We start from the raw sequence: 23,150 nt of genomic DNA on the forward strand, positions 1-23,150 counted from the left end.
CCGGCACTCTCGTCTTGGACTTCGTGGTGCGCTGGGGTAACGTCCGCGCGACACAGATCATCAAAGACCCATGGCAGCCAAGACGACACTTAATGCGAAGAACCTTGAAGCTCTCGGCGTGCAACGCCTCGCCGAGCTTCTCATGGAAATCAGCACCGGCAGCGCTGCGCACAAGCGTCGGCTTCGTATGGAGCTTGCTGGCAACCATAGCATCGCCGAAGTTGCCAGGGAGGTTCGCAAGAGGCTTTCCAGCATTGCACGCGCCAAGACCTTCGTTGATTGGCGAAAGGTGAAGGCGACCAGGACCGACCTGGAGACCCAGCGCAAGTCGATCGTCGAAACCGTCGCGCCCAACGATCCCGCAGGAGCGTTTGAGCTAATCTGGCAGTTTTTAGCGGTTGCGGATCCTCTATTTCAGCGATCGGACGATGGCAGCGGCTCGTTGATCCAGAGCTTCCATCAAGCCTGCACCGACGCCGGCGCGATCGCCAAGGCGGCGAATATCGATGCCGATGTCCTGGCCGAGAAGATATTCAAGGCAGTTCAAAGCAATGCTTACGGCCAGTTCGACCGGCTGATTACTGCAATGGTGGCGGCGCTGGCGAATGAAGGATTGGAGCGTCTCAAGGCTCTCTTTGTCGGCTGGTCGAACCAGCCCAAGGAGAAGCCGGCCAAGAAAGATCAGAAGGTCATCGGCTGGAGCAGCGCTGGCCCGATCTACGAGGACGAGGTTTACGGCAATCACCAGGATCTGACCATTCGTATCGCGCTGCAGGAAATAGCCGACGCCCAGGGTGATGTGGATGCCTATATTGCGCAGCAGCCGGAAAGGACACATGGAGCGCCGATGGTCGCGGCTGACATCGCCAACCGTCTGGTCTCGGCGGGACGGGCTGAGGAAGCACTGAAAGCCCTCGAGAAGGTTGATGCGAAAGGCCGGGCGGATGTCCCCTTCGAATGGCAGCTTGCCCGCGCCGAGGCACTGGAAGCCCTGGGGCGCAACGACGAAGCCCAGGCGTTTCGCTGGGAGTGCTTCGAGCAGTCCCTGAACGACGACCACCTGCGCGCCTATGCGCGCCGCCTGCCGGACTTCGACGATCTGGAAGCGGAGGAGAGGGCGTTCGCCTACGCCCAAGCGTTCCCGGACGTTCATCGCGCTCTCTACTTCTTCCTGCGCTGGCCTTCATTGGCGGAAGCGTCAAAGCTCGTTACGAAGCGGGCGGCGGAACTGGATGGCGACCTCTATGAGTTGATGACGCCGGCTGCGGAAGCGCTTTCGACGAAACAACCACTGGCCGCGACGATCGTGCTGCGATCAATGATCGACTTTACTTTGGAGAGCGGCCGATCGAGCCGTTACAAGCACGCGGCACGACACCTTGCAGAATGCCGGTCCCTGGCGAGTCAGATCGAGGATTTCGGCAGCGTTCGGCCACATGAGGTGTATATGGTGGTCATCAAGCGCGACTACGGAAGGAAGTCGGGATTTTGGAGCCTGGTGTCGTGAGTATTGCGCTCATGTTGGCCAATGTCTTCTGAGCTTCCTCATGGTGGTGACCCAACGGATGTTGTCGATCACGCGTAGGACGCATCTGGAAGGGTGCCAGGGATTATCCCGGCGCAGTAAGCGAAATCAATGTCTTGCCCGCTGCCAAAGACAATCCTAAAAGCTTCTGACACTCGAGTATCCGTCGCCCTTTTTGGGTGAAGCGTGCTTTGCCTCAATCGCCGAATTTCAGACGTTCCAGGATCAATGGATCGTATTCGGGTGCCTGGATCCGTCGCCGGTCTTCCTCCGGCTCGGTGAGGGGTTCGGCTGGTTGAAGCTTTTCCCTGGCCTCCAGGGCGAGGCGTTGGTAAACGCCAGTGCCCTGGCGCTTCCAGGCGATTTCCTTTTCACTGAGTTCGCGGATGACCCTGGCCGGCGAGCCGACCGCCAGGCTGTTTGCCGGGATGTCGGCCCCTGCCTTGACGAAAGCCATGGCGGCAACGATCGAATTTTCGCCGATGACAGCCTCGTCCATGACGACCGCATTCATCCCCACCATGGCATTGCGACCGATCCGGCAGCCGTGCAGCACGGCGCCATGCCCGATGTGGCCTTCCTCGCCGATCACCACCTCGACATTTGGGAAACTGTGCACGACGCAGGTCTCCTGGACGTTCGAACCGCGTTCCATGACAATGCGCCCGAAATCCCCGCGCAGCACGGCGCAAGGCCCGACATAGCAGGCCGGTCCGATGATGACGTCGCCGATCACCACCGCGGCCGGATGGACGAAGGCCGCCGGATGGATCACAGGCACGACGCCATCATAGGAATAGACCATAGCCATCGGATCAGTCCCTTGTCTTAGACCCTTGTCTTAGTCTCTTGCCTTAGTCTCTTGTCTTGGCGACCATCGTCAAGACATCGTATTGGGCGACCGTCGCACCGTTCTGGTTGGTCACATTGCAGTCCCAGCGCACTTCGCCGTGCTCGGCGCCGATGCGCGGATTGATCTCCTTGCAGGTCAATTTCACCTGCAACGTATCGCCCGGGTTGACCGGCGTGAGGAAGCGCAGGTTGTCGACGCCGTAATTGGCGAGAACCGGGCCGGGGGCCGGGTCGACGAAGAGGCCGGCAGCAAATGAGACGATCAGGTAGCCATGGGCAACGCGACCATCGAAGAACGGATTGGCGCGGGCGGCTTCCTCGTCCATATGGGCGTAGAAGGTGTCGCCGGTGAAGTTGGCGAAGTGCTCGATATCCTCAAGCGTGACGGTGCGTGTTCCGGTGACAAGCTGGTCGCCGATCCGCAGTTCCGTGAGCGACTTGCGGAAGGGATGTTCGCCATCCTTGCGGACCTCGGCATCCGCAACCCAGCGGCCGGTGACCGCCGAAAGAAGCGTTGGCGAGCCCTGGACCGCGGTGCGCTGCATGTAATGCTTGACCCCACGAAGTCCGCCCAACTCCTCGCCGCCGCCGGCACGTCCCGGGCCGCCGTGCACGAGACCCGGCAGCGGTGAGCCATGGCCGGTCGAGGTCTTGGCGCTGACCCTGTTGCCGATCAGTACGCGGCCGTGGAAGGGCGCCATGCCGAGAACAACCTCTTCGGCAAAGGCCTGATCATTGGTGAAGACCGACGATACCAGGCTTCCCTTGCCGCGGCGGGCAAGGTCGACAGCCTCCTCGGCGCTGTCATAGGGCATGACCGTGCTGACCGGGCCGAAGGCTTCGACGTCGTGAACAGCCCGGGCGTCCCAAGGTTTGTCGCAGTATAGCAGCACTGGATTGAGGAAGGCTCCGGCCTCAGCGTCTCCGGAGACGACGCGGGGATTGTCCGGATCGCCGGCAACGATCTCGGCATCGGTAAGAAGATCGCGGATGCGGGCGCGGACCTCGTCGCGCTGGGCAAGGCTTGCGAGCGGGCCCATTCGGACGTTTTCATCGGCGGCATTGCCGAGCGCCGTCTTGCCAAGACGATCGCCGAGAGCGGCGACAAGAGCGTCGCAATAGGCGCGGGGTGCGATGACGCGACGGATCGCCGTGCACTTCTGGCCGGCCTTCGCCGTCATCTCGCGGGAGACTTCCTTGACGAAAAGGTCGAACTCCTCGGTGCCAGGGGCCGCGTCGAGACCGAGGACAGAGGCATTGAGACTGTCGGCCTCCATGGTGAAGCGGACCGAATTCTCGATGATTGCCGGATGAGTCTTCAGCTTGCGGCCGGTCCAGGCCGAACCGGTAAAGGTGACGGCATCCTGTCCGTCGACATGATCAAGAAGATCTCCGACGGAGCCGCAGACAAGTTGCACGGCGCCTTCGGGAAGCAGGCCCGTCTCGACCATGCGGCGCATGACCAGTTCGGTCAGATAGGCCGTCTGGCTCGCCGGCTTGACGATAGCCGGCATGCCGGCAAGCAGGGTCGGCGCCAGCTTCTCCAGCATGCCCCAGACCGGAAAGTTGAAGGCATTGATGTGAATGGCGACGCCCTGCAGCGGCGACAGGATGTGCCGGGCGGCAAACGTGCCGTCGCGCGACAGGTTTTCCACGTCGCCGTCAACAAGCACGCGCGTATTCGGCAACTCGCGCCGTCCCTTTGAGGCATAGGACAAGAGAGTCCCAATGCCGCCATCGATATCGATCCAGCTGTCTGCCTTGGTCGCACCGGTGGCCGAGGAAAGGGCGTAGAATTCTTCCTTCCTCTCCATCAGCGCCTGGCCAAGTGCCTTCAGCATGGCGGCGCGCTCATGAAACGACATGCGACGCAGGGCCGGACCAGCCTTCTTACGGCCGTAGGCCAGAGATGCGGCAAAGTCGACGCCGGTGGAATCGATCAATGCAACCGGTGCGCCTGTCGAAGCGTCGAGGAGTTCGGCGCCATCCTTCGTGCCGGGAACCCAGCGGCCATAAACATAGCTTTCGAGGCGGCGCGGCGGGTTTACCAGGACGTTCATCGTCTTATCCTTCCGGTCAGTTCAGATTGCGCGCAGCAAGCTGCGCATCAACGGCCGCCTGCCATTCGGATAGCAGCGTCTCGTTGGGTGTGTGGCGAAGGCCGAAGCGAGCCAGCGTTTCGTAGCGCGCCGAGCCGGAGAGCCCGAAGCTTGCCGCAACGCGCGGGCGCCAATAGGCGATTGCCTTGCGCGCTGCCGTTGCTCCGTCTTCCGTCTCGGCAATTTTCTTCAGTCCCTCGATGCCGAGTTCGGTGTGATGCGCCTCGCTGGGTAGAATGGCGCGGAACACTTCGGCAAGTGGCTGGTAGGAAACGCGGGCAAGTTCGCGAAGCTGGATGGTACTCGCGGTCCCCATCAGCACGTTCATGACCACCGCGTCGATCCAGCCATGCAGGGGATAGTGGAAGACCGAAAGGCGCATGTCGCCGCCCTGACGCGCCGCACCGATATCGGCGTCGCGCTCCAGCCGGGCGTCCCAGGGATGATGCACGGCGTAACGGCCGGTGTCGGCGCCGAAGCTGCCCATGATCTCGAGGACCCGACCGGCATGGTCGGTCTTTTCGAGCACGATCTTGGCAGAGGCGATGCGCTCCTTGATGCCCGGCGCATCGTTGATCGTATCGGCAAAGCCGGCTGCACCCGCAAGCTCGCTATCGACGAAACTTGCCATCAGGCGCAAAAGCTCGCCGCGATAGCGTGGGGTCACATTGTCAGGCGACGTCAGCACGCCACCTTTCAGCAGGTATTCCTCGATCGGCATCGTATCGGACATTGGCTATTCCTCCCTCGCTTTCGCGCCTTATTGATCGTAGCTGACCACGACCCGGTCGCTCAGCGGATAACATTGGCAGGTCAGAACATAGCCCTGGCGCACTTCGTAATCCTCGAGCGCATGGTTGACCTCCATCTCGGTCTCGCCCTCGATCACCTTGGCCCGACACGTGGAACAGACACCTGCCTTGCAGGCGTAGGGCGCGTCCATGTTGTTCTCGAGCGCGGCTTCCAGCAAGGTTTGCCCCTGCTTCGGCATCTTGAAGACACGGGTTGCACCGTCGAGGGTGACGGTCGCCTCGCACGCCGCGTGGCGATCCGCAGAGGCAGCGCTTTCCGTCTTTCGGCGCGCCCGGCCTGGCTGCGAGGACGCAAAGAGCTCGAACTTGATCTGCTCTTCGCGCATTCCGTGGTCGCGAAGGGCAGCCGCGATCGTCAACATCATCGGTTCCGGACCGCAGATGAATGCGGTGTCGACGGATTTCAGGTCGATCCAGTGCCTGAACAATGCTGCGCACTTTTCGGTATCAATGCGCCCCGTGAAGAGGTCGATATCCTGGGCTTCGCTTTCCAGCACGTGCAGGATGGACAGCCGACCGAGATAGCTATTCTTCAGATCGTCCAGCTCCTCGCGGAACATGATCGAGCTGATCTGCCGGTTTGCGTAGACGAGCGTGAAGCGCGAACGGGGCTCACGCGCCAAGGTGGTCTTGATGATGGAGAGCACCGGCGTGATGCCGCTGCCGGCTGCAAAGCCGACGTAGCTCTTGGAAACTTCTGGCTCGATTGCCGTGAAGAACGCGCCCATCGGCGGCATCGCTTCCATCGTATCGCCAATCTTGAGCTCTTCATTGGCCCAGGTCGAAAAGCAGCCGCCGTCGACCCGCTTGATGCCGACCCTCAGGATACCTTCGTCACGTCCGGCACAGATCGAGTAGGAGCGGCGGAGTTCCTCGCCATCGAACTGGCGGCGAAATGTCAGATACTGGCCCTGCGTGAAATCGAACGCACCGCGGTCCTCGTCCAGCGGAGCAAGGGTGACGACCACGGCATCGCGCGTCTCGCGCTTGACGTCGGTGACCTGAAGGGAATGGAAACGTGCCATATTGCGGACCTCACTAGGCAAAGGGTCAGATGCACTTGAAATAATCGAATGGTTCCAGACAGTCGGTGCAGCGATAGCTCGCCTTGCAGGGCGTCGAGCCGAACTGACTGATCTTTTCTGTGTTTGCCGATCCGCAGCGCGGACAGGCGATCGTCAGATTGGAGCGGCCAGAGAGCCGATCGACGCGCTGGCGCAGGATCCCGTCGATCGCGGTGCCATCGACAGGCGGCGCAATGCCATAGGCCTTGAGCTTTTCGCGACCTTCGGCGCTGATCCAGTCCGTCGTCCAGGCCGGCGAAAGCTGGCGTTCCAGCCGCAGCTTTTCGATGCCCTTCTCATGCAGCGCCCGCTCGATATCGAGATTGATGATCGCGGTTGCCGGACAGCCAGAATAGGTCGGCGTTACCGTCACAACCAGCGTGTCGTCATCGAAGGCGACATGCCTGATAATGCCGAGATCGACCAGGGAGATCACCGGAATCTCGGGATCCGGAACCTCTGCAAGCCACTGCCAGACGTCTGATGTCGAAGGCAAAGTTACGGCCGTCATGACCGCCTCCTTCCGTTACCAGGTCGCGCCCGGATAAGCGCGCTGCAGGAATTGCAGATCGGCCAGGATGAAGCCCATATGTTCGGTATGAAGGCCGCGCTTGCCGCCCTTGTGCATGAAGCCATCGGCCGGCTTCTTGAGCGTTGCCTCGGACAGGGCCTCGCCGACCAGTTCATCCCAGGCGGGCTTCAGGCTTTCCGGCTCCGGCGCAATGCCGGCAGCGACAAGCTCCGCGTCGGACGCGTCGCCGATGAAGAGTTCGCCGGTATAGGCCCAGAGATCGTCAAGCGCTTCCTGCATGCGACGATGGCTCTCGGCGGTACCGTCGCCAAGGCGGATGATCAGATCGCGACTGCGATCGAGGTGATAGGCAACTTCCTTCGTGGCTTTTTCCGCGATTTCGGCAATGCGCTTGTCGGTCGAGCCGCAAAGCGCCTTCAGCATCAGGAAATGCCAGGCGTCGAACAGAAACTGACGCATCAGCGTCTTGCCAAAATCGCCATTCGGACGCTCGACCAGCAGGACGTTGCGGAAGTCGCGGGCATCACGCAGATAGGCGAGATTGTCGGCACTGCGGCCCCGGCCTTCGACTTCGCCAGCAAGTCCGAGCCAGAGTTGTGTCTGGCCGATCAGATCGAGCGCGGTGTTGGAAAGCGCAATATCTTCCTCGAGCGCCGGCGAATGCCCGCACCACTCGGAAACGCGATGACCGAGGATCAGCGCATTGTCGCCCATGCGTGTCAGAAACTCGAAAAGTGCCGTCTGGCTGACGGCCGTGTTGGAGGCAGCGCTCATCACATATGCCCCACTTCTTCGGGAACGTCGAAGAACGTCGGATGACGATAGACCTTCGAATTCGAAGGATCAAAGAGTGGTCCCTTGTCCGAAGGCGCGCTGGCGGTGATGTCGCTCGAGCGCACCACCCAGATGCTCACGCCTTCGTTTCGGCGGGTGTAGACATCACGTGCGTTGTTGACGGCCATTTCGGCATCGGGCGCATGCAGGCTGCCGACATGCCGGTGATTGAGGCCGTGCTGGCCGCGGATGAAGACTTCCCAAAGAGGCCATTCGCTGGACATGGACATTTCTCCCGTCTTGCGTTTTCTCGCGGGCCGTGGCCCGGAAATCGCGTATTGTTAAGACTTGCGACTGCTTGGAGCGGACGCCGAGGCGTCCGGACGCATTATTCGGCTGCGGTGCGCTGAGCGGCGCGACGCGATGTCATCTTCTCGGCGTGGGCAACGAGACCATCCCGAAACCATGCGCCATCGTTCCATGCCTTCTGCCGGGCGCCGAGGCGTTCGGCGTTGCACGGACCGTTGCCGGCGATGACGGCGAAGAACTCGGTCCAGTCAGGTTCGCCGAAGTCGTAGCCGCCCTTTTCCTCGTTCCACTTCAGATCCGGGTCCGGAACGGTCAGGCCGAGATATTCGGCCTGCGGCACTGTCTGGTCGACGAACTTCTGGCGCAGCTCGTCATTCGAATTCTGCTTGATCTTCCAGGACATGGACTGGGCGGAATGCACGGATGCGTCGTCTGACGGGCCAAACATCATCAGCGATGGCCACCACCAGCGGTTCAAGGCGTCCTGGACCATTTCCTTCTGGGCGGGCGTGCCCTTGACCATCTTCATCAGGATGTCGAAGCCCTGGCGCTGATGGAAGCTTTCTTCCTTGCAGATGCGGACCATGGCGCGGGCGTAAGGCCCGTAGGAACAGCGTTGCAGCGGCACCTGGTTCATAATCGCCGCGCCATCGACCAGCCAGCCGATCGCGCCGATGTCGGCCCAGCTCAGCGTCGGGTAGTTGAAGATCGAGGAGTATTTCGCCTTGCCACTGTGCAGCTGCTCGTACATCTCGTCCCGGCTGATGCCGAGCGTTTCGGCCGCACAGTAGAGGTAAAGCCCATGCCCGGCCTCGTCCTGAACCTTGGCGAGCAGGATCGCCTTGCGCTCGAGCGTCGGGGCACGAGTGATCCAGTTGCCTTCGGGCAGCTGGCCGACGATTTCGGAATGCGCATGCTGGCTGATCTGGCGCGTCAGTGTCTTGCGATAGCCTTCGGGCATCCATTCCTTCGGCTCGATCTTCTGGCCGGCGTCGATGCGCTCCTGGAAGGCGCGTTCGATCGGATCCATTTCATCGAGCGTCTTGACGCGGGCGCTGTCGGTCTTGACCATCTGTGCGTACATGGTTCGTCTCCTTTGCCTTGGCGCGTCAGACGCGCTCGAGAATGATCGCGATGCCCTGGCCGACGCCGATGCACATGGTGCAAAGCGCGTAGCGACCGCCCTGGCGATGCAATTGGTAGGTTGCCGTCGTGACCAGCCGGGCACCGCTCATGCCGAGCGGATGGCCCATCGCGATGGCGCCGCCATTCGGATTGACATGGGGCGCATCATCGGGGAGGTCCAGATCGCGCAACACGGCGAGCGCCTGGGCGGCAAAAGCCTCGTTGAGCTCGATCACATCCATCTGGCCGATCGAAAGACCGGCGCGCTCGAGCACCCGCCGCGCGGCCGGTGCCGGGCCGACGCCCATGATGCGCGGTTCGACGCCGGCGGCCGCCATTGCCACGATACGCGCCTTCGGCGTCATGCCTTGTGCCTTCGCGGCCGCTTCGCTTGCAACGACGAGAGCGGCTGCACCGTCATTGACGCCCGATGCATTGCCGGCTGTAACGCTGAGATCAGGGCCATTGACGCCCTTCAATCTGGAAAGCTGGTCGATCGTCGTGCCTGGACGAGGGTGCTCGTCGCGATCGACAATGATGGGGTCGCCCTTCTTTTGCGCGACCTTGACGGCGACCAGTTCATCCGCGAAGAGGCCGGCCTCCTGAGCAGCCGCCCAGCGGGCCTGGCTGCGGGCCGCGAAGGCGTCCTGGTCGGTGCGGCTGACGCCAAAATCGGCTGCCACATTGTCGGCCGTCTGAGGCATGGAATCGACGCCAAAGCCCGCCTTCATCTTCGGATTGACGAAGCGCCAGCCGATCGTCGTGTCGTAGATGGCGTTGGAGCGGGAAAAGGCGCTGTCTGCCTTCGGCATGACGAAAGGCGCCCGGCTCATGCTTTCAACGCCGCCGGCAATCACAAGGTCACAGTCGCCGGCGCGGATCGCTCTTGCCGCCATGCCGACGGCATCCATGCCGGAGCCGCACAGGCGGTTGACGGTTGTTGCAGGGACATTGATCGGCATGCCCGACAAAAGGACAGCCATGCGGCCGACATTGCGATTGTCTTCGCCCGCCTGATTGGCGCAGCCGTAGATCAGATCATCGACCTTGCTCCAGTCGACGTCAGGATTTCGTTCCATCAGCGCAGTGAGGGGGAGGGCGGCCAGATCGTCTGCGCGAACCGTCGCCAGCGCGCCGCCATAGCGACCGATGGGTGTGCGAACGGCATCACAGATGAATGCTTCCGACATGCGCGATTTCCTCCTGCTCTCGCAAAGCCGATCAATTCAGCATTGATTAACCGACCGATCGGTCATGTTATTAGCATGCGATATGTCACAGAGCAATGCATTTTTGTGGAAAGTTTGTGATATTTAATATTCTGCAGAAGAAACCTTAGCACGAAAGCTGTGTGCCGGCGGCCGAAAAGCTGATCGTAAGATTGCTAGAAAGCCTCGTGTGCCAGCATCTCCAGGCGTAGCTCCGTCGCTGCGGTCGAGGCGGGCAACGGGCCGGAGGCCGTGACGAAGGTGCGGGCAACGTGGGCATCAGCGGCCGGGGAGAGTTGCCTGTAAGCCCGCGCAAACAGCTGCCGCGCTGCCTTTCCCGGCCAATCGTCGGGGAGTGCGCCTGAGGGCAATCTCGGATCGTGTAGATGAACGGCGCGGAAGCGATGCACGAGCAGGAGGCGGATGGTCAGCGCTAGGGAAGGCGAAAAACTGACGGAGGCAGCCGGGCTGAGCAGAGCGCCGAACTGCGCCAGAAAAACCGCATACGCTTCCGCATGCACTGTCAGATCCCAGTACTCGGAGGCGAATTCTTGCAGGGCTTTTGGATCTTGTGGCGGTTCTGCGCGGAAAACCAGGGCAGGCACTGTCGTGGTCACAGCCCTCGCCGGGCCGACCGCCAGGCGGTCGTTGAGACGCGCGTGACCGGCGCGCTTCAGCGCCTGCATGCCGTCTTCGACCGCTGGCCCCGTCACATGAACGAACTGCCACCCGCTCTCCTCGGGAGCAGAAAACAGCACGCGGGCCGCCGCCGCGAACTCGCTGCCGGCCGCCCGTGACAGCCGGTAATAGCTGCGCCGTCCCTCTCTTTCTCCCGAAAGCTGGCCTGCGGCGACGAGCCGGGAAACGGCGGTGCGCACCAGCGTCTCGCTGATGCCAACGTCCGCGCAGGTCTCGATCAGGTTGCCGATCCAGGCAATGCCGCCGCGCGGGTCGACGACGTCACCGTAGATGGTCACGATGAAGCTCGCTGCCTTCAGCGGGCTTTCATCCAGAATGCGTCGTATCAACTCGCTTGGCCGAGCATCTGCCGGATTGGTCGCTGCCGTCACCGATTCCTCCCTGGATGGTGACAGTGCGACTAGCATATTGTCGAGGCCGCTGCATCCCCGCTGGAGGAGAGGCGCTGAGGCGAGCCGTCAGGCATTCGCCTCCCACGACCGCTCCCCGAAAGCCCACTGATCAGGGCTCTCTGATTGCGCTGTCGAGCCCTCGCAGGATGGGATAGAGGAAGTAGGAGATGACGGTGCGACGCCCCACCATGATCTCGGCTGAAACAGTCATGCCGGGAAGCAGTCGCACAGGCTCGTCCGAACCTTTGAGCCTTGGATCTGCAAGCGGTATGCGTGCCTTGAAGTAAGGCGCTGGCGACTGGGTCGCTGCCTCCTGCTGGGATGGGGTGAAAGCATCACGGCTCACCGTCCTGACGCTTCCGGACGCGGTGCCGAACTTCTGGAACGGATAGGCGTCGAACTTGATCCGTGCCTCCTTGCCCGCCGTGATACGACCGATGTCACGCGTATTGACGTTGACCTCTGCCTCAAGCGGGACGTTGAGCGGAACAAGCGTCAAGATCGGCTCTGCCTCCCGAACCACCGAGCCGACGGAGCGCGCCGCAAGGTCGAGCACGACGGCATCAGCCGGTGCCGACAGGACCACCATGTCGCGGCGAAGTTCCATCTTCTTCAGCTCCTCGGCCGCAGTGTCGCGTTGGCTGCGCAGGTCGACAAGCTGCTCCATGGCGGCGCGCCTGAAATCCTCGATGAATGCCTGCCGGTCTGCCTTGAGCTTGGCGAAGGTATGCTCGGCCTCATCAGCCCTGCCCTGGACAGCAGACAGACTGGTCTCGACGTCAAGGCGGGCGTCACGCGACCCCAGAAGCGTTATCAGGGATCCGCTCTCGCGATTATAAAGCCGCTCCCTGGCACCCTCGATCTGGGACAGCGTTTCGCGTCGATTGGTGAGGACTGCCTCCTGGTTTCGGCTGGAAGCAATTGTCGCCGCCTGGGCCGCAATCTGCTGATCGTAGTTCTGCAATTGAGCCATATAATAGGCACGGCGCTGTCCGAACAGCTGCATTTGAAGCAGCTCGTCGCGCGATCCGCCCGCCGTCTGGGTGTAGTCCGCACCGGCAAGCTCTGCTTCCAGACGCTTCACCTGGGCGTCGAGTGCAACAAATTTTGCCCGCTGCTGATCGGCGTCGGCCTGGCTGAACGTCGCGTCAAGCGTGGCAAGCACCTGGCCCTTCTGCACGATCGCGCCGGCCGCCACATTGATCGTTCGGATGATTGATGTTTCGAGCGGCTGCACGACGATGGTCGGCTCAGTCGTGATCAGCTTGCCCGGAGCAACGACGACCTCGTCGATCGATGACACCGACGCCCAGGTGATGGCCGCTGCAATCAGCGCGGTGATGCCGTACAGCGTCATGCGGGCGACCCTTGGCGGAGCGCGCTCTTCCAGTTCCACGGCATCCGACTGGAACGCCGCAATCGCTGATGGCAGCGAGCGCCTGAGGGCCGGCTGCGTGACCGGGGCGGTCGTTGGAACAGGCAGGTTCTCTCCTGGTTTTTGAGCGCGCGCGTTCATGCTACCTGCCTCATCTGCTGTGACCAAAGGTGACGGTATGTCATGCAGCGTGTGACCAGCTGATCATGCCTGCCGATATCGGCGATCTTGCCGCGTTCGACGACGAGAATGGCATCGGCGTCGACGAGCGTGGAGAGCCGGTGAGATACGATGACCACCGTTCTTCCTGCCGCAATCTGGCTGAGGTTCTGACGAATGATCGTCTCGCTGTCAGGGTCGAGCGCGCTGGTGGCCTCGTCGAGAATCAAAAGTTTCGGGTCGGTGATGAGCGCTCTGGCGATTGCCAGACGCTGTTTCTGCCCCCCCGACAGGTTCGAGGCGTTTTCTTCGAGCATCGTGTCGAAACCACGCGGAAGCCGCTCGATGAACTCCTCGGCGCCCGCAATGCGTGCCGCTTCCATGATTTCCTCGATGCTTGCATCGGGCTTTGCTGCCGCGATGTTTTCGCGAACGGTGCCGCGGAAGAGGAAGTTGTCCTGCAGCACAACACCCGTACTCGTCCTCAGATGCACGAGGTCGATCTCGCGGCTGTCATAGCCGTCCATCCGCACGATGCCCTGCTGGTTCTGATAGAGACCCTGGATCAGCCTGGTGATCGTCGTCTTGCCCGAACCGCTCTTGCCAACGACACCGAAGACGGAGCCGGCGGGAATGCTGAAGGAGACGTTGTCGAGCGCCGGCGGGCCGTCCGGCCCGTAGCGGAACGTCACCTTGTCGAACTCGATGTTGCCTCGAAGGTGTGGGCGAATGCCGCGACCGCGGCCAGCCTGTTCCGGGCGCTGGTTCATGATCTCACCGAGCATGCGCACCGAGAGCGCAACTTCCTGGTACTCGTGTACCATCGTCACAATCTGGACAAGCGGGCCAGAGACGCGACCAGCCAGCATGTTGAATGCGACCAGCGCACCAATCGTCATCGCGCCGTTGAAGACATCGAGTGCGCCAAGCCCGATGATGGCAACACTCATCAGCTTTTCGAGGAGCCCGGTCATCGATTGAGCGGCCGTCGAGATCTTCTCGACACGGAACCGGACAGAGATCGATTGCGCCGAATAGTCGTCCCAGGCACGACGTTGGCGGGGTTCAAGCGCCAGCGACTTGACGGTTCGCATGCCGTGGACGGTTTCGACGAGCAAGGCCTGTCGGTCGCCTTCCGCCTTGTAGAGTGCCTGAAGGCGGCGCTGGAAGGGACCGACAAGCAGCATGACCACGAGGCCGACAAGGGCTGCAAATCCGATGACGACGAGCGTCAGCTTGACGCTGTATAGAAGCAGGATCGGGATGAAGACCAGCAACGATACGCCGTCGAGAAGTGTCAGAAACAGACGACCGGTCAGAAACTCGCGGATCCTGCCGGTCTGCTGCATGTGCTTGACAAGGACGCCTGCCGATGCCTGCTCGAACAAGGCGATGGGAAGATTGAGCAGATGGCCGAAGGTGCGCGTCGCAATGCGGATATCGATCCTGTTCGTGGCATAGAGCAACAGGTATCGGCGCAGGAAGCTGAAGGCCGCATCGAAGACAAGCGCAATGGCGATGCCGATGGTCAGGACCGTCAGCGTTGCGTAGCTCTGATGGACCAGCACCTTGTCGATGACGAGCTGGAAGAAGATCGGCGTCATCAGGCCAAGGCCATAAAGAACGATGGCGGCAAGGGCGACATCGCGGAAGAAACTGCGCTGCTTGATGATCTCAGGAATGAACCAGCGGAAGCCGAAGGGCTGGTCGGCATCATTGATGCCGAAGTTCCGCTTCATCATCACCACAGATCCACACCAGGACCTGATGAACTGCTCCTGGTTCAGGAGAATGAAGTCAGGGCGCTCGGCGAGCGGGTCGAGAACCCTGATCTTTGCCTCTTCCTCACCCATGGCGGGGCCGGCAATGACGACCCAGTTGCCGTTGTCGAGTTCCGCCAGAACCGGGAAGGCCTCGCCCAACTGGAGCAGCGATGCCCAGGAGAGCTTGATCTGCCTTGCGCGCAGTCCGGCATCCTTGGCCATGCGCAGCAACTGCCGGATTTCGACCGGGCGTTCGTCGACTGCATAGTCGTGCTGCAGGCGCTCGGGCGACAGATCGACGCCGTGATGGCGTGCAACGAGAGCAAGGCAGTGTAGATTGGTGTGCAAAAACGTACTCATGGCCCACCCGGGTGTCTGGGTTGAAGAAGTGGCGTTGGTCAGTTGAAGTTCGGCGATGCGTTTGCCGAGCTGCCCGACGGCTGGATGATTTCAGCCTTCGGGCTTGATGGCAGATCGTTGATCCGGCGCACCGCACCGGCTTCGACCAATCCAACAAGGGCCTTCTGCATCAGGTCGACGGCATTCGCGAAAGCGTCGACCGGCATGATGATGCGCTGACGGAAGACCGGCTTCGGGTTGTTGTTCTGATCGCGCTCTGTGGCCGACAGCGACATCAGATCGATGCGCACGATGGTGCCGGTGACAGTGATTTCGCCAATTCCGTCTGCATAGAGTTCATTGCTCATTGTCGTCTCCTCGTTTTGATGAGTGGTCATGGATTGTGATGCTGTGCCTGTTGCCAGGCCGGGAACGGATCCGTCAGATGTCTGCCGAGATCCGGGTCGAAGCTTGCCTCGTCTCCGATCAGGCAGTCGTCGAGCGCTGCGCTGATTGCCTTTTGATCAAAGCCCGCGCCGATGAAAACGAGTTCCTGGCGGCGGTCGCCCCACTCGGCGTCCCAATACCGGTCGAGCAACTGACGGAACTGCGGGTAGCGTGGCCAATGCGCCCTGGATACGCTCGCCCACCAGAAGCCCTTGGTGTCCATCCGCTGCTGTGTGCCGGCAATCGAAAGAAGTCCGATTTCGTTTGGCCGTGTTGCCAGCCAGAAGTGCCCCTTGGCGCGAATGAGGCCCGGCCATTGCTGCGCGAGAAAGCGATCGAGTGCTGCCGGGTCAAAGGGGCGGCGTGCGCGATAGACGAAGCTCGTAATCCCGTATTCTTCGGTTTCCGGAACGTGATCGCCCCAGCCATAGAGCTCCTTGTGCCAGTACGGGTGCCGGGAGGACTTCGCCTCGCTGAAAAGCCCGGTATCGAGAATGGTGGAAAGCGGCAGGTGACCGAAGTCCGTCTCGATGACACGCGCATCGGGATTGAGCGCGGCAACGACCTGGCGCACCATCGCGCGTGTTTCCGCACCGACCTCCGAAACCTTGTTGATCACGACGACATCGGCAAATTCGATCTGCTCTACCAGAAGGTCGACGAGTGTCCGTTCGTCGTCCGTGTCGCGGCTTTCGCCACGATCACTCAGGAAATCTGCGCTCGAATAATCGGCAAGAAGGTTGGCCGCATCGACGACGGAAACCATCGTATCGAGCCTGGCAACGTCGCAAAGCGCGCTGCCGTTTTCGTCACGGAAGGAGAATGTGGCGGCGATCGGCAGAGGTTCGGCAATCCCGGTCCCCTCGATCAGCAGGTAGTCGAAGCGATCGTCGGCGGCAAGTCGACGCACTTCGCTCAGGAGGTCGTCACGCAACGTGCAACAGATGCAACCGTTGGTGAGTTCGACCAGCGTCTCATCGGTGCGCGACAGGTTGGCTCCGCCATCACGAACGAGCTCGGCATCGATGTTGATCTCGCTCATGTCGTTGACGATAACGGCAACCCGGCGTCCTTCCCGGTTACGCAATACATGGTTGAGGATGGTTGTCTTTCCCGCGCCGAGGAAACCCGCCAAAACCGTTACTGGGAGGCGCTTGTCGCCACCTGTCATTGATACTCCCCCACTCGCTGTTACGCTGCGAGCTGCTGCCTGAACGCCACGTCCACGTAGTAGTTGGTGCTGTTGAATGTGCTCGTCGGGAACAACCCGCTGGAGCCATATGCATAGAGGCCGTTGCCACCGCTCAGCGCCGACGACATGGCCTGCAGATTGCCGTTGGTCGTCGTGTCGCTGAAGTAGTCGCCCGTTGCGGAATAGTTGCCGTTCGTGCTGTAGGAGACGACGTATGTCGTATCCGCATCGATTGCGACCTGCTGCGAAAGGTCGACAGACTGCCAACCGCTTGCGCTCTCGTTGGAGAAGGTCGCGCTTGCAAGCAACGTGCCGCTTGCCGTCCAGAGATACCCAGTGTGCGGTCCGGTATTGTCCTCACTCTTGTAGAAGCGAATGCCGGTGATCCAGCCTGCTGCATTCGACTGGAACTTCATGCCGAGATTGACAGGGCTGTTGTCGTTGACAGAGAGGATCGCAGGTGTCGTGCCGGCTGCAAAGACGTTCTGCTCGCTGCCCTGATTGGTCACGTTGAGCGAGACATTGGCCGTTGACGTCGCTCCTTGAGTATCCTGGATCGTGTAGTCAAAGCTTGCTGCACCGGTATAGCCGGCCAGCGGCGTGAACGTGATCGCGCCGGATTGGTTGTCGAAAACGACCGTACCGTTGATCGCGTTGCCAACGCTTGCAACCGAGATCTGGTCGCCATCGGGATCGTTATCGTTGGCGAGCAGGCTTGATGCCTGGATGACAACAGGCGTTCCGACACTCGTCGAAATTCCATTGTCGTTGACGGCAACAGGCACAGCATTTTGCGACGACTGCTGATAAAGGACGTCGACCCAGTAGTTGGCCGAATTGTAGCTCGCGGTCGGGAACAGGCTTCCGTTCCCGTATGCGTAGACGCCATTTCCACCGCTCGTCGAACTGGACGGCGCAGTCAATACTCCGTTCGTATGGCTCGTTGTGAAGTAGTTTGGCGTTGCTGCATAGAAGCCGTTGGAATGATAGCTTGCGACATAGGTCACACCGGCAGAAATGGTGACCGGCTGCGAGAAGGTCACAGTTTGCCAGCCGCTTGCTGTTTCGTTGGTAAACGTTGCCGTTGCCAGAAGTTGACCGGTACTGCTCCACAGTGAACCGACGTGGGTACCGACGTCCTGAGCGCTCTTGTAGTAGCGTAGGCCGGTGATTTCGCCGCGCTCGGATGCCACGAACTTGACACCCAGTTCAACAGATGCGGGATCGTTGTCGGCGGCAATACTTGGCGTGTCCGAGCTGCTGAACAGACCCGCACCGGTGGCCTGAGCTCCAACATTGAGAGAGACGGTCGCAGACGATGTTCCGCCACGACCATCAGAAATAGTGTAGCTGAAGCTTGCAGCGCCTACATAGTTTGTCGTTGGTGTGAAGATGACGGAGTTGGTTTGGCTGTCAAACGTTACCGTACCGTTTGTTGCGCCATTCGCCTCCGTGATCGCCAGGCCATCGCCGTCAGGATCCGTGTCATTAGCAAGCAGACTTGCCGCCGCAATTGACAGGGCGGTGTTGGAATAGGTCGTGAATCCGTTGTCGTTTGCCGCAACCGGGGCGCTGTTGACCGTCGATTGATTGAAGACAACGTCCACCCAGTAGTTCGATGCCTGGTAGCTGGAGGTTGGGAACGTCGTATTCGCCCCATAGGAGTAGACGCCGTTGCCGCCGCTGGCTGCGCTCGACAAGCCAGTCAGCGCACCACTGGTATGAGCAGTCGAGAAATAGTTGGTGGTTGCAACATAGCTGCCCGTCGTATGATAGGAAGCAATATAGGTCGTTCCGGCAGTAATCTGGATTGGCGAGGAGAACTTGGCAGTCTGCCAACCACTCAGGGACTCATTTGTGAATGTGACCGTAGCGATCAGCGTCCCGTCAGCAGTCCATATTGAACCGGTATGGGCGCCACTATCACCTGCCGCCTTGTAGAAGCGAATCCCCGTGAGCGTGCCGCTTGTCGAGGCGGTAAACTTCATGCCCAGTTCGATTGGAGCATTGTCGTTGTAAGCAGTATTGCCAGGGCCTTCGCCAGCCTGGAACAGTGATTGGCCGGCTGGTCCTTCCTCGACGGTCAGGCTCACGTCGCCTTGGTCCGTGCCGCCGCGTCCGTCAGACAGTGTGTAGCTGAAACTTGCCGGACCCGTGTAGTTTGCATTGGGTGTGAAGATGACAGTGCCAGTCTGCGTGTCCAGCGAGACGGTGCCATTTGAGGCATTGCCAACAGCCGAGATGGTGAGCGCGTCACCGTTGGGATCGACGTCGTTGGCAACGAGCGAAGCAATGGAAATCGTCAGTGTGCCATTGCGTGAAACCGAAAAGCCGCTGTCGTCGGCGGCAACGGGCACGCTGTTCGGCCCAGCATCGAAGACGACATCAACCCAATAGTTTGCACCGCCAGAGTTGTTTCCGGGGAAGGCACTGGTAGCACCATATGTGTAAACGCCGCCACCGTCGACTGCCTTCAACGCGCCGCTGCTGTAGGTCGACCCCGTGGTGAAATAGTTTTCGGTGGCAGAGTAATAGCCATTGCTATGGTAGGATGCGATATAGGTCGTTCCCGCCGAGATATGGATCGGCGAGGAAAACATGACTGTTTGCCAGCCTGAAAGAGATTCTCCTGTCGATATACCGGTTGCGAGCAGCGTACCGTTCGCATCCCACAGGCTGACAGTGTGCTCTCCAACGTTATAGAAGCCCTTGTAGAAGCGTATTCCCTCGATGGAGCCGCCCGTCGTGGACTGAAAGCGGACCCCAAGTTCGACACCGTCGCGGTCAATCGCGGTCTCGAGCGCAGGCTTGGACGCCAGCGTCCAGAGACTGCTCGTGTCGGGCAGGATGATGCTGACCTGTTTGCCAGCCGACGGTGTTTCCAGGTTGACACTGTCGTCGACGGCGCGTGACATGATCGTGTAGGTGCCGCTGGCCTGGACGACCCAGTTGTAGCTCCAGTTCTCGCGCCCGGTTGCCTTGAACCAATGCTGTCCGCCGTCGGTCGAAACCTCGATGCCGGCGATGATGCCCCCGCCGAAATCCTGGGCCGTTCCTGTTATGGTGACATGCTGCCCTTCGACGAAACTGGCGCCGATGATCGGCGAGGTAATCGTCGACGTTGGTTTGAGGCTGTCGGTCGATTGGGTCGCCAGGATAAGGCTTGCATCCAGTGTCGTCGGCTGGATGCCCATGTCTGCAAACATGTTGACCATGGCCTGCTGGACGTTTGGATCAGTTGGGGTCTCATCGCCCTCGTGTTGATCGTTCAGACCCCACGACCAGAAAACGGTACCTGCGCCGAACACCAGGGCTCCACTTTCGGCCCGGTACATTGTGAGGCTGTGCGTTGCGATCCCGTCTCCAACGGTTTGGCCATAGTCCCGAAGATACGTATTGACGGCAATCGTGGAGAGGGAAAGGTTGACAAGGCCATCAGGTCGGAAGCCGTTCTCGACGTCGGAATCCCATTCGTAACCGAGCAGGTTCTGTACGAGACTATATGTCTCTCCGGGCTGGAGGTTGGCAACGTCGGTGTTGCGCCAGAAGCGGAGGTTCGAATAGTCGTACGGTATCGTAATGGTATCTCTGCGATAGCTGTCGACCGTGAACATGGTTCCGGTCAGTGAATTTTCTGGCTCCTGCCCGGGGTCTGCATAGCGTGGATCGCGCCACGTGCCGGTGCCGGTGTCGCTCGGATCGGTGCTGGTCCCCCAGGTTTCCTTGTAGCAGACCATCGTCCGGTAGGCCTGGCCATTGCCGTCGATGCTGCTTTCCCAGCGCACCTTCCAATAGCACTCGTTGCCACTCCAGAATGCGAGGTTGACGCCGCTGTCGCGCGCCGCCTCGACGTTGGCGCGCTGTTCGCCAGACCAGTACTCGTCGTGGCCGACCGACAGATAGGCCTGGTGGTTGAGCAGCAGATTGCCATTTCGGGAAGCGTCGACGCCCGAGATGTAGGATACGTCGTAGCCGTTCTGTTCCAGCCATTGAATTGCGGAATGCTCGGCGCCAAAGATGTAGTCCCACGTTCCTCCCATCGGGCTTGAATTGGTGATGATCGGCCGGTTGTAGCTGATTGCCGATGCACGCCCAATTGCCGTCAGGCCGCAACTGCAGTTTGGAGGCATGTAGCCGATCATGTCTGCTGGGTCGACCGGTACATTGCCTTCGTAGAGGCTTGCCCCGCCCCAGGCATTGTAGGCCTGCCAGGTCGTGTCGGACGTCTGGAAGACGATGTCACTCGTCGAAGCGTCGTCGCGTACGACAAATGGAATGATGCTGGCGTCTTCGGTCCCGTCTTCACGAACCAGCTTGGCAATGTAGACACCGGAGACGGCGTCATCCGGAATCTGCCAGCTTGCCGAAACCGACCAGTTGCCGCAGTCGATCAGACCAAGAGACATGTCGACGATCGGATGTGGCTGGATTTGCGCTGTCGTCAGCGACTTGTCGATCGACGCGACTTTGCGCGCGCCGTCACCCCCGTAGTAGCCCAACCGATAAATGTCGATGCGGTAATGGGTGGAGTCCGTTGCGATCTTGAAGTCGACAGTCTGGCCGACATTGGTGCTGATCTCGGTTGCAAACCCCTGAATGGTCCCGCCGCCGTCGCCATCAACACCCCATTCACTTTTGGGGTTGCCCTGCTTCATGTTTTCGAGGGCGATCTTATTAAGCGTAGGAGCCGCGGCCACTGCAGCTGTAACGGCCAAAACCGTCGTCGTCGAAGCTGTTGCGGCGAGGGTCGCCGGCGCATCCGAAGTCGCCGTTGCTGACGCGGATGACGTATCCTCAGCCGTTCCCACACTTGCAACCGAGAATCTCAGGACCGGAACACTCGACGTATCGCTCGCGTCCGAGACCGGCAGCACAACCTCAGGAGCAGCTGACAGAGCCGGCTCCAGCGACGTCGTGGTGATAGAAGTGGAAGGATCTGGTGGCAGGACGGTGCGCGGTTTGATCGTCTGTGGGTCGGGGGTGCCTTCGGTCGGCGTTGTGGCGGTGGTGAGCGCCAAGCTCGCTCCGCCGGTCGCGTCGACTGTGGAGGAGGCGCCTGAAGCCGGTGACGTTTGCGCCGCGGCTGGATCATTGGTCAAAGGAGACGCAGTGGTCGTCCCCGTGAGCGAGGTCACAGAGCCGACGGTGCTTAAATCGGCAACTGCGCTATCGCTGGCTGACGAACCCACTGTTGCGGTCACGAAAAGAGCGCTGCCGGTCGCTGCTGCGCTGTAAACATTCAACGAGCCGCCCCATCCACTCAAATAGTCGCGGTCCTTGATGTTGATCCTCAGCATGACAAACGTCCTCATTGCGCTGCGACACAGGTTCAGGCAATTATCCTGTCATGTTTGCGGCGAGAGAGAACGACAGTAATCTGCGGTAAGTAGTATCGTAGGGCATACCCCGATAGGATTATCGATAAGCTATTGAACGGATTTTATTTAAGTTGGCTCTGTTCCACTGAAAGTAATACTTAAAGCAGTCAGCTCGAGTGAAGACTCCTTCGGGCGGACGCAGTTCGGTCCTGTGAGTTCCATAGGATCGGCAACCGTGCGGATACAAAGTTGCTTGCCGAGCGTGATGGTTCCGCATTTCGTCCGCTTAAGGTGGGGAAGCGTACGTCCGGGAACCTGCCTTTTAGCGCTGATCGATGGCGCCGACGCCTGACATGCCTTCGTCTCCAACGTGCCTACCAATGACCTGGCGCGGCCGTCTCAACGCTGCAACGAAGACGCCGTGCCGGCTCATTCCCCTGCAGGGCCAGCATGTTCCTCGTCGAACGGTTGGGGGGACGGTGCGCGGTGAACGAACTATCCGGTCGCCGCTCATAACGGATTTATGAGCTATGACGATAGTGGAGCCGTCGCGCGTCCGCTGAAATGAAAAGATCACATTGCTGCTTTGATTTGTGTAGATGTCTCATCGGGAGAAACAAGGTCAACGTGGCTCACGCCAAGTGCCTGGGCCAATTCGTAAAGGGTAACGACAGTGGGATTGCGTTTTCCGCGCTCTAGCCCACTGAGATATTGTTGGCTGTAGCCTGATCGCGTCTCAATATCCTCCTGCGTCAGGCCTTTTTCCCGACGGAGACGAGCAAAGTTGCGACCGACCAATTTACGCATGTCCATGCGTGAAAGATCGCAATTTGCACACTATAAGTTTATCAACTATAGTATGTAAATTGACGACCATATGCAGGAAACGACGCGAACATGGAACTACGCCAACTCTCCTATTTCAAAGCAGTGGCCGAGGAACTGCACTTCGGCCGGGCAGCAGCCAGGATGCGCATTGCCCAGCCGGCCCTCAGCAATCATGTGATGTCGCTGGAAAGGGAGCTTGGCTGCCCGCTGTTCATCCGCTCGACGAGAAGGGTGGAACTGACCAGGGCAGGGGAAACCTTTTACGATCGCTGTGTGCGGATCTTGAGCGACATCGACCTGACCACGGAACTGACGCGGGCAGCCGGCGGCAGTCGCAT

General features: G+C 60.4%; 18 protein-coding genes. 2 read left to right on the forward strand and 16 right to left on the reverse strand.

The features are described from left to right. Positions 1-70: 70 nt before the first annotated feature. Entirely contained in the window at positions 71-1,507 is a 1,437-nt protein-coding gene (locus AF71_RS24750) for a DUF6880 family protein (protein ID WP_169683651.1), read from the forward strand. A 214-nt stretch (positions 1,508-1,721) separates the two neighbouring features. Here AF71_RS24750 and AF71_RS24755 read toward each other — a convergent pair whose 3' ends face one another. The 16 genes from AF71_RS24755 to AF71_RS24830 form a co-directional block, all read right to left on the reverse strand. Further along, positions 1,722-2,336: a transferase hexapeptide repeat family protein gene (locus AF71_RS24755; RefSeq protein ID WP_169683652.1), complete on the reverse strand. Its 615-nt coding sequence runs from the start codon at positions 2,334-2,336 to the stop codon at positions 1,722-1,724. Positions 2,337-2,379: 43 nt separating this feature from the next. Next, positions 2,380-4,437: a phenylacetic acid degradation bifunctional protein PaaZ gene (paaZ, locus tag AF71_RS24760; protein ID WP_169683653.1), complete on the reverse strand. Its 2,058-nt coding sequence runs from the start codon at positions 4,435-4,437 to the stop codon at positions 2,380-2,382. A gap of 16 nt (positions 4,438-4,453) precedes the next feature. After that, on the reverse strand, positions 4,454-5,209 hold the full coding sequence (locus AF71_RS24765) for a Phenylacetic acid catabolic protein (protein ID WP_025660539.1): 756 nt from the start codon (positions 5,207-5,209) through the stop codon (positions 4,454-4,456). Between the two features lie 27 nt (positions 5,210-5,236). Next, complete coding sequence (gene paaE, locus AF71_RS24770; protein ID WP_169683654.1) at positions 5,237-6,313, reverse strand: 1,2-phenylacetyl-CoA epoxidase subunit PaaE; 1,077 nt, start codon at positions 6,311-6,313, stop codon at positions 5,237-5,239. 25 nt (positions 6,314-6,338) lie between these two features. Then, positions 6,339-6,863: a 1,2-phenylacetyl-CoA epoxidase subunit PaaD gene (gene paaD, locus AF71_RS24775; RefSeq protein WP_169683656.1), complete on the reverse strand. Its 525-nt coding sequence runs from the start codon at positions 6,861-6,863 to the stop codon at positions 6,339-6,341. Positions 6,864-6,878: 15 nt separating this feature from the next. Beyond that, positions 6,879-7,658, reverse strand: a complete 780-nt coding sequence (gene paaC, locus AF71_RS24780) for a 1,2-phenylacetyl-CoA epoxidase subunit PaaC (RefSeq protein WP_169683657.1) — start codon at positions 7,656-7,658, stop codon at positions 6,879-6,881. Then, positions 7,658-7,942: a 1,2-phenylacetyl-CoA epoxidase subunit PaaB gene (gene paaB / locus AF71_RS24785; protein ID WP_018856780.1), complete on the reverse strand. Its 285-nt coding sequence runs from the start codon at positions 7,940-7,942 to the stop codon at positions 7,658-7,660. Before paaB ends, paaC begins: the two co-directional genes overlap by 1 nt. 104 nt (positions 7,943-8,046) lie before the next feature. Further along, the gene (paaA, locus tag AF71_RS24790) at positions 8,047-9,051 is read right to left on the reverse strand and encodes a 1,2-phenylacetyl-CoA epoxidase subunit PaaA (RefSeq protein ID WP_169683658.1); all 1,005 of its coding nucleotides are present in this window, start codon (positions 9,049-9,051) and stop codon (positions 8,047-8,049) included. A gap of 25 nt (positions 9,052-9,076) precedes the next feature. Then, positions 9,077-10,282, reverse strand: coding sequence for a 3-oxoadipyl-CoA thiolase (pcaF, locus tag AF71_RS24795; protein ID WP_169683659.1), 1,206 nt, complete (start codon positions 10,280-10,282; stop codon positions 9,077-9,079). 194 nt (positions 10,283-10,476) lie between these two features. After that, entirely contained in the window at positions 10,477-11,370 is an 894-nt protein-coding gene (gene paaX, locus AF71_RS24800) for a phenylacetic acid degradation operon negative regulatory protein PaaX (RefSeq protein WP_169683660.1), read from the reverse strand. A 130-nt stretch (positions 11,371-11,500) separates the two neighbouring features. After that, entirely contained in the window at positions 11,501-12,907 is a 1,407-nt protein-coding gene (locus tag AF71_RS24805) for an HlyD family type I secretion periplasmic adaptor subunit (RefSeq protein WP_169683662.1), read from the reverse strand. Then, entirely contained in the window at positions 12,904-15,048 is a 2,145-nt protein-coding gene (locus tag AF71_RS24810) for a peptidase domain-containing ABC transporter (RefSeq protein ID WP_169683663.1), read from the reverse strand. The genes AF71_RS24805 and AF71_RS24810 overlap by 4 nt, the downstream gene beginning before the upstream one ends. Before the next feature lie 38 nt (positions 15,049-15,086). Next, complete coding sequence (locus AF71_RS24815) at positions 15,087-15,395, reverse strand: hypothetical protein (RefSeq protein ID WP_025660548.1); 309 nt, start codon at positions 15,393-15,395, stop codon at positions 15,087-15,089. A gap of 26 nt (positions 15,396-15,421) precedes the next feature. Beyond that, positions 15,422-16,645 (reverse strand): GTP-binding protein, encoded by a 1,224-nt coding sequence (locus tag AF71_RS24820; RefSeq protein WP_169683665.1) that lies wholly within the window; start codon positions 16,643-16,645, stop codon positions 15,422-15,424. A 20-nt stretch (positions 16,646-16,665) separates the two neighbouring features. Continuing rightward, a complete protein-coding gene (locus AF71_RS24825) occupies positions 16,666-21,963 on the reverse strand; it encodes a DUF4082 domain-containing protein (protein WP_210258378.1) in 5,298 nt (1,765 codons plus the stop codon). Between the two features lie 594 nt (positions 21,964-22,557). Then, positions 22,558-22,797: a helix-turn-helix transcriptional regulator gene (locus AF71_RS24830; RefSeq protein WP_169683668.1), complete on the reverse strand. Its 240-nt coding sequence runs from the start codon at positions 22,795-22,797 to the stop codon at positions 22,558-22,560. Between the two features lie 84 nt (positions 22,798-22,881). On the opposite strand from AF71_RS24830, the gene AF71_RS24835 reads away from it, so the two are divergent. Then, positions 22,882-23,150 (forward strand): LysR family transcriptional regulator (locus tag AF71_RS24835; protein WP_169683669.1); only part of this gene is annotated, 269 nt, incomplete at its 3' end.

It is taken from the genome of Rhizobium sp. 57MFTsu3.2 (assembly GCF_012932765.1).
Classification (GTDB): Bacteria; Pseudomonadota; Alphaproteobacteria; order Rhizobiales; family Rhizobiaceae; genus Rhizobium; species Rhizobium altiplani.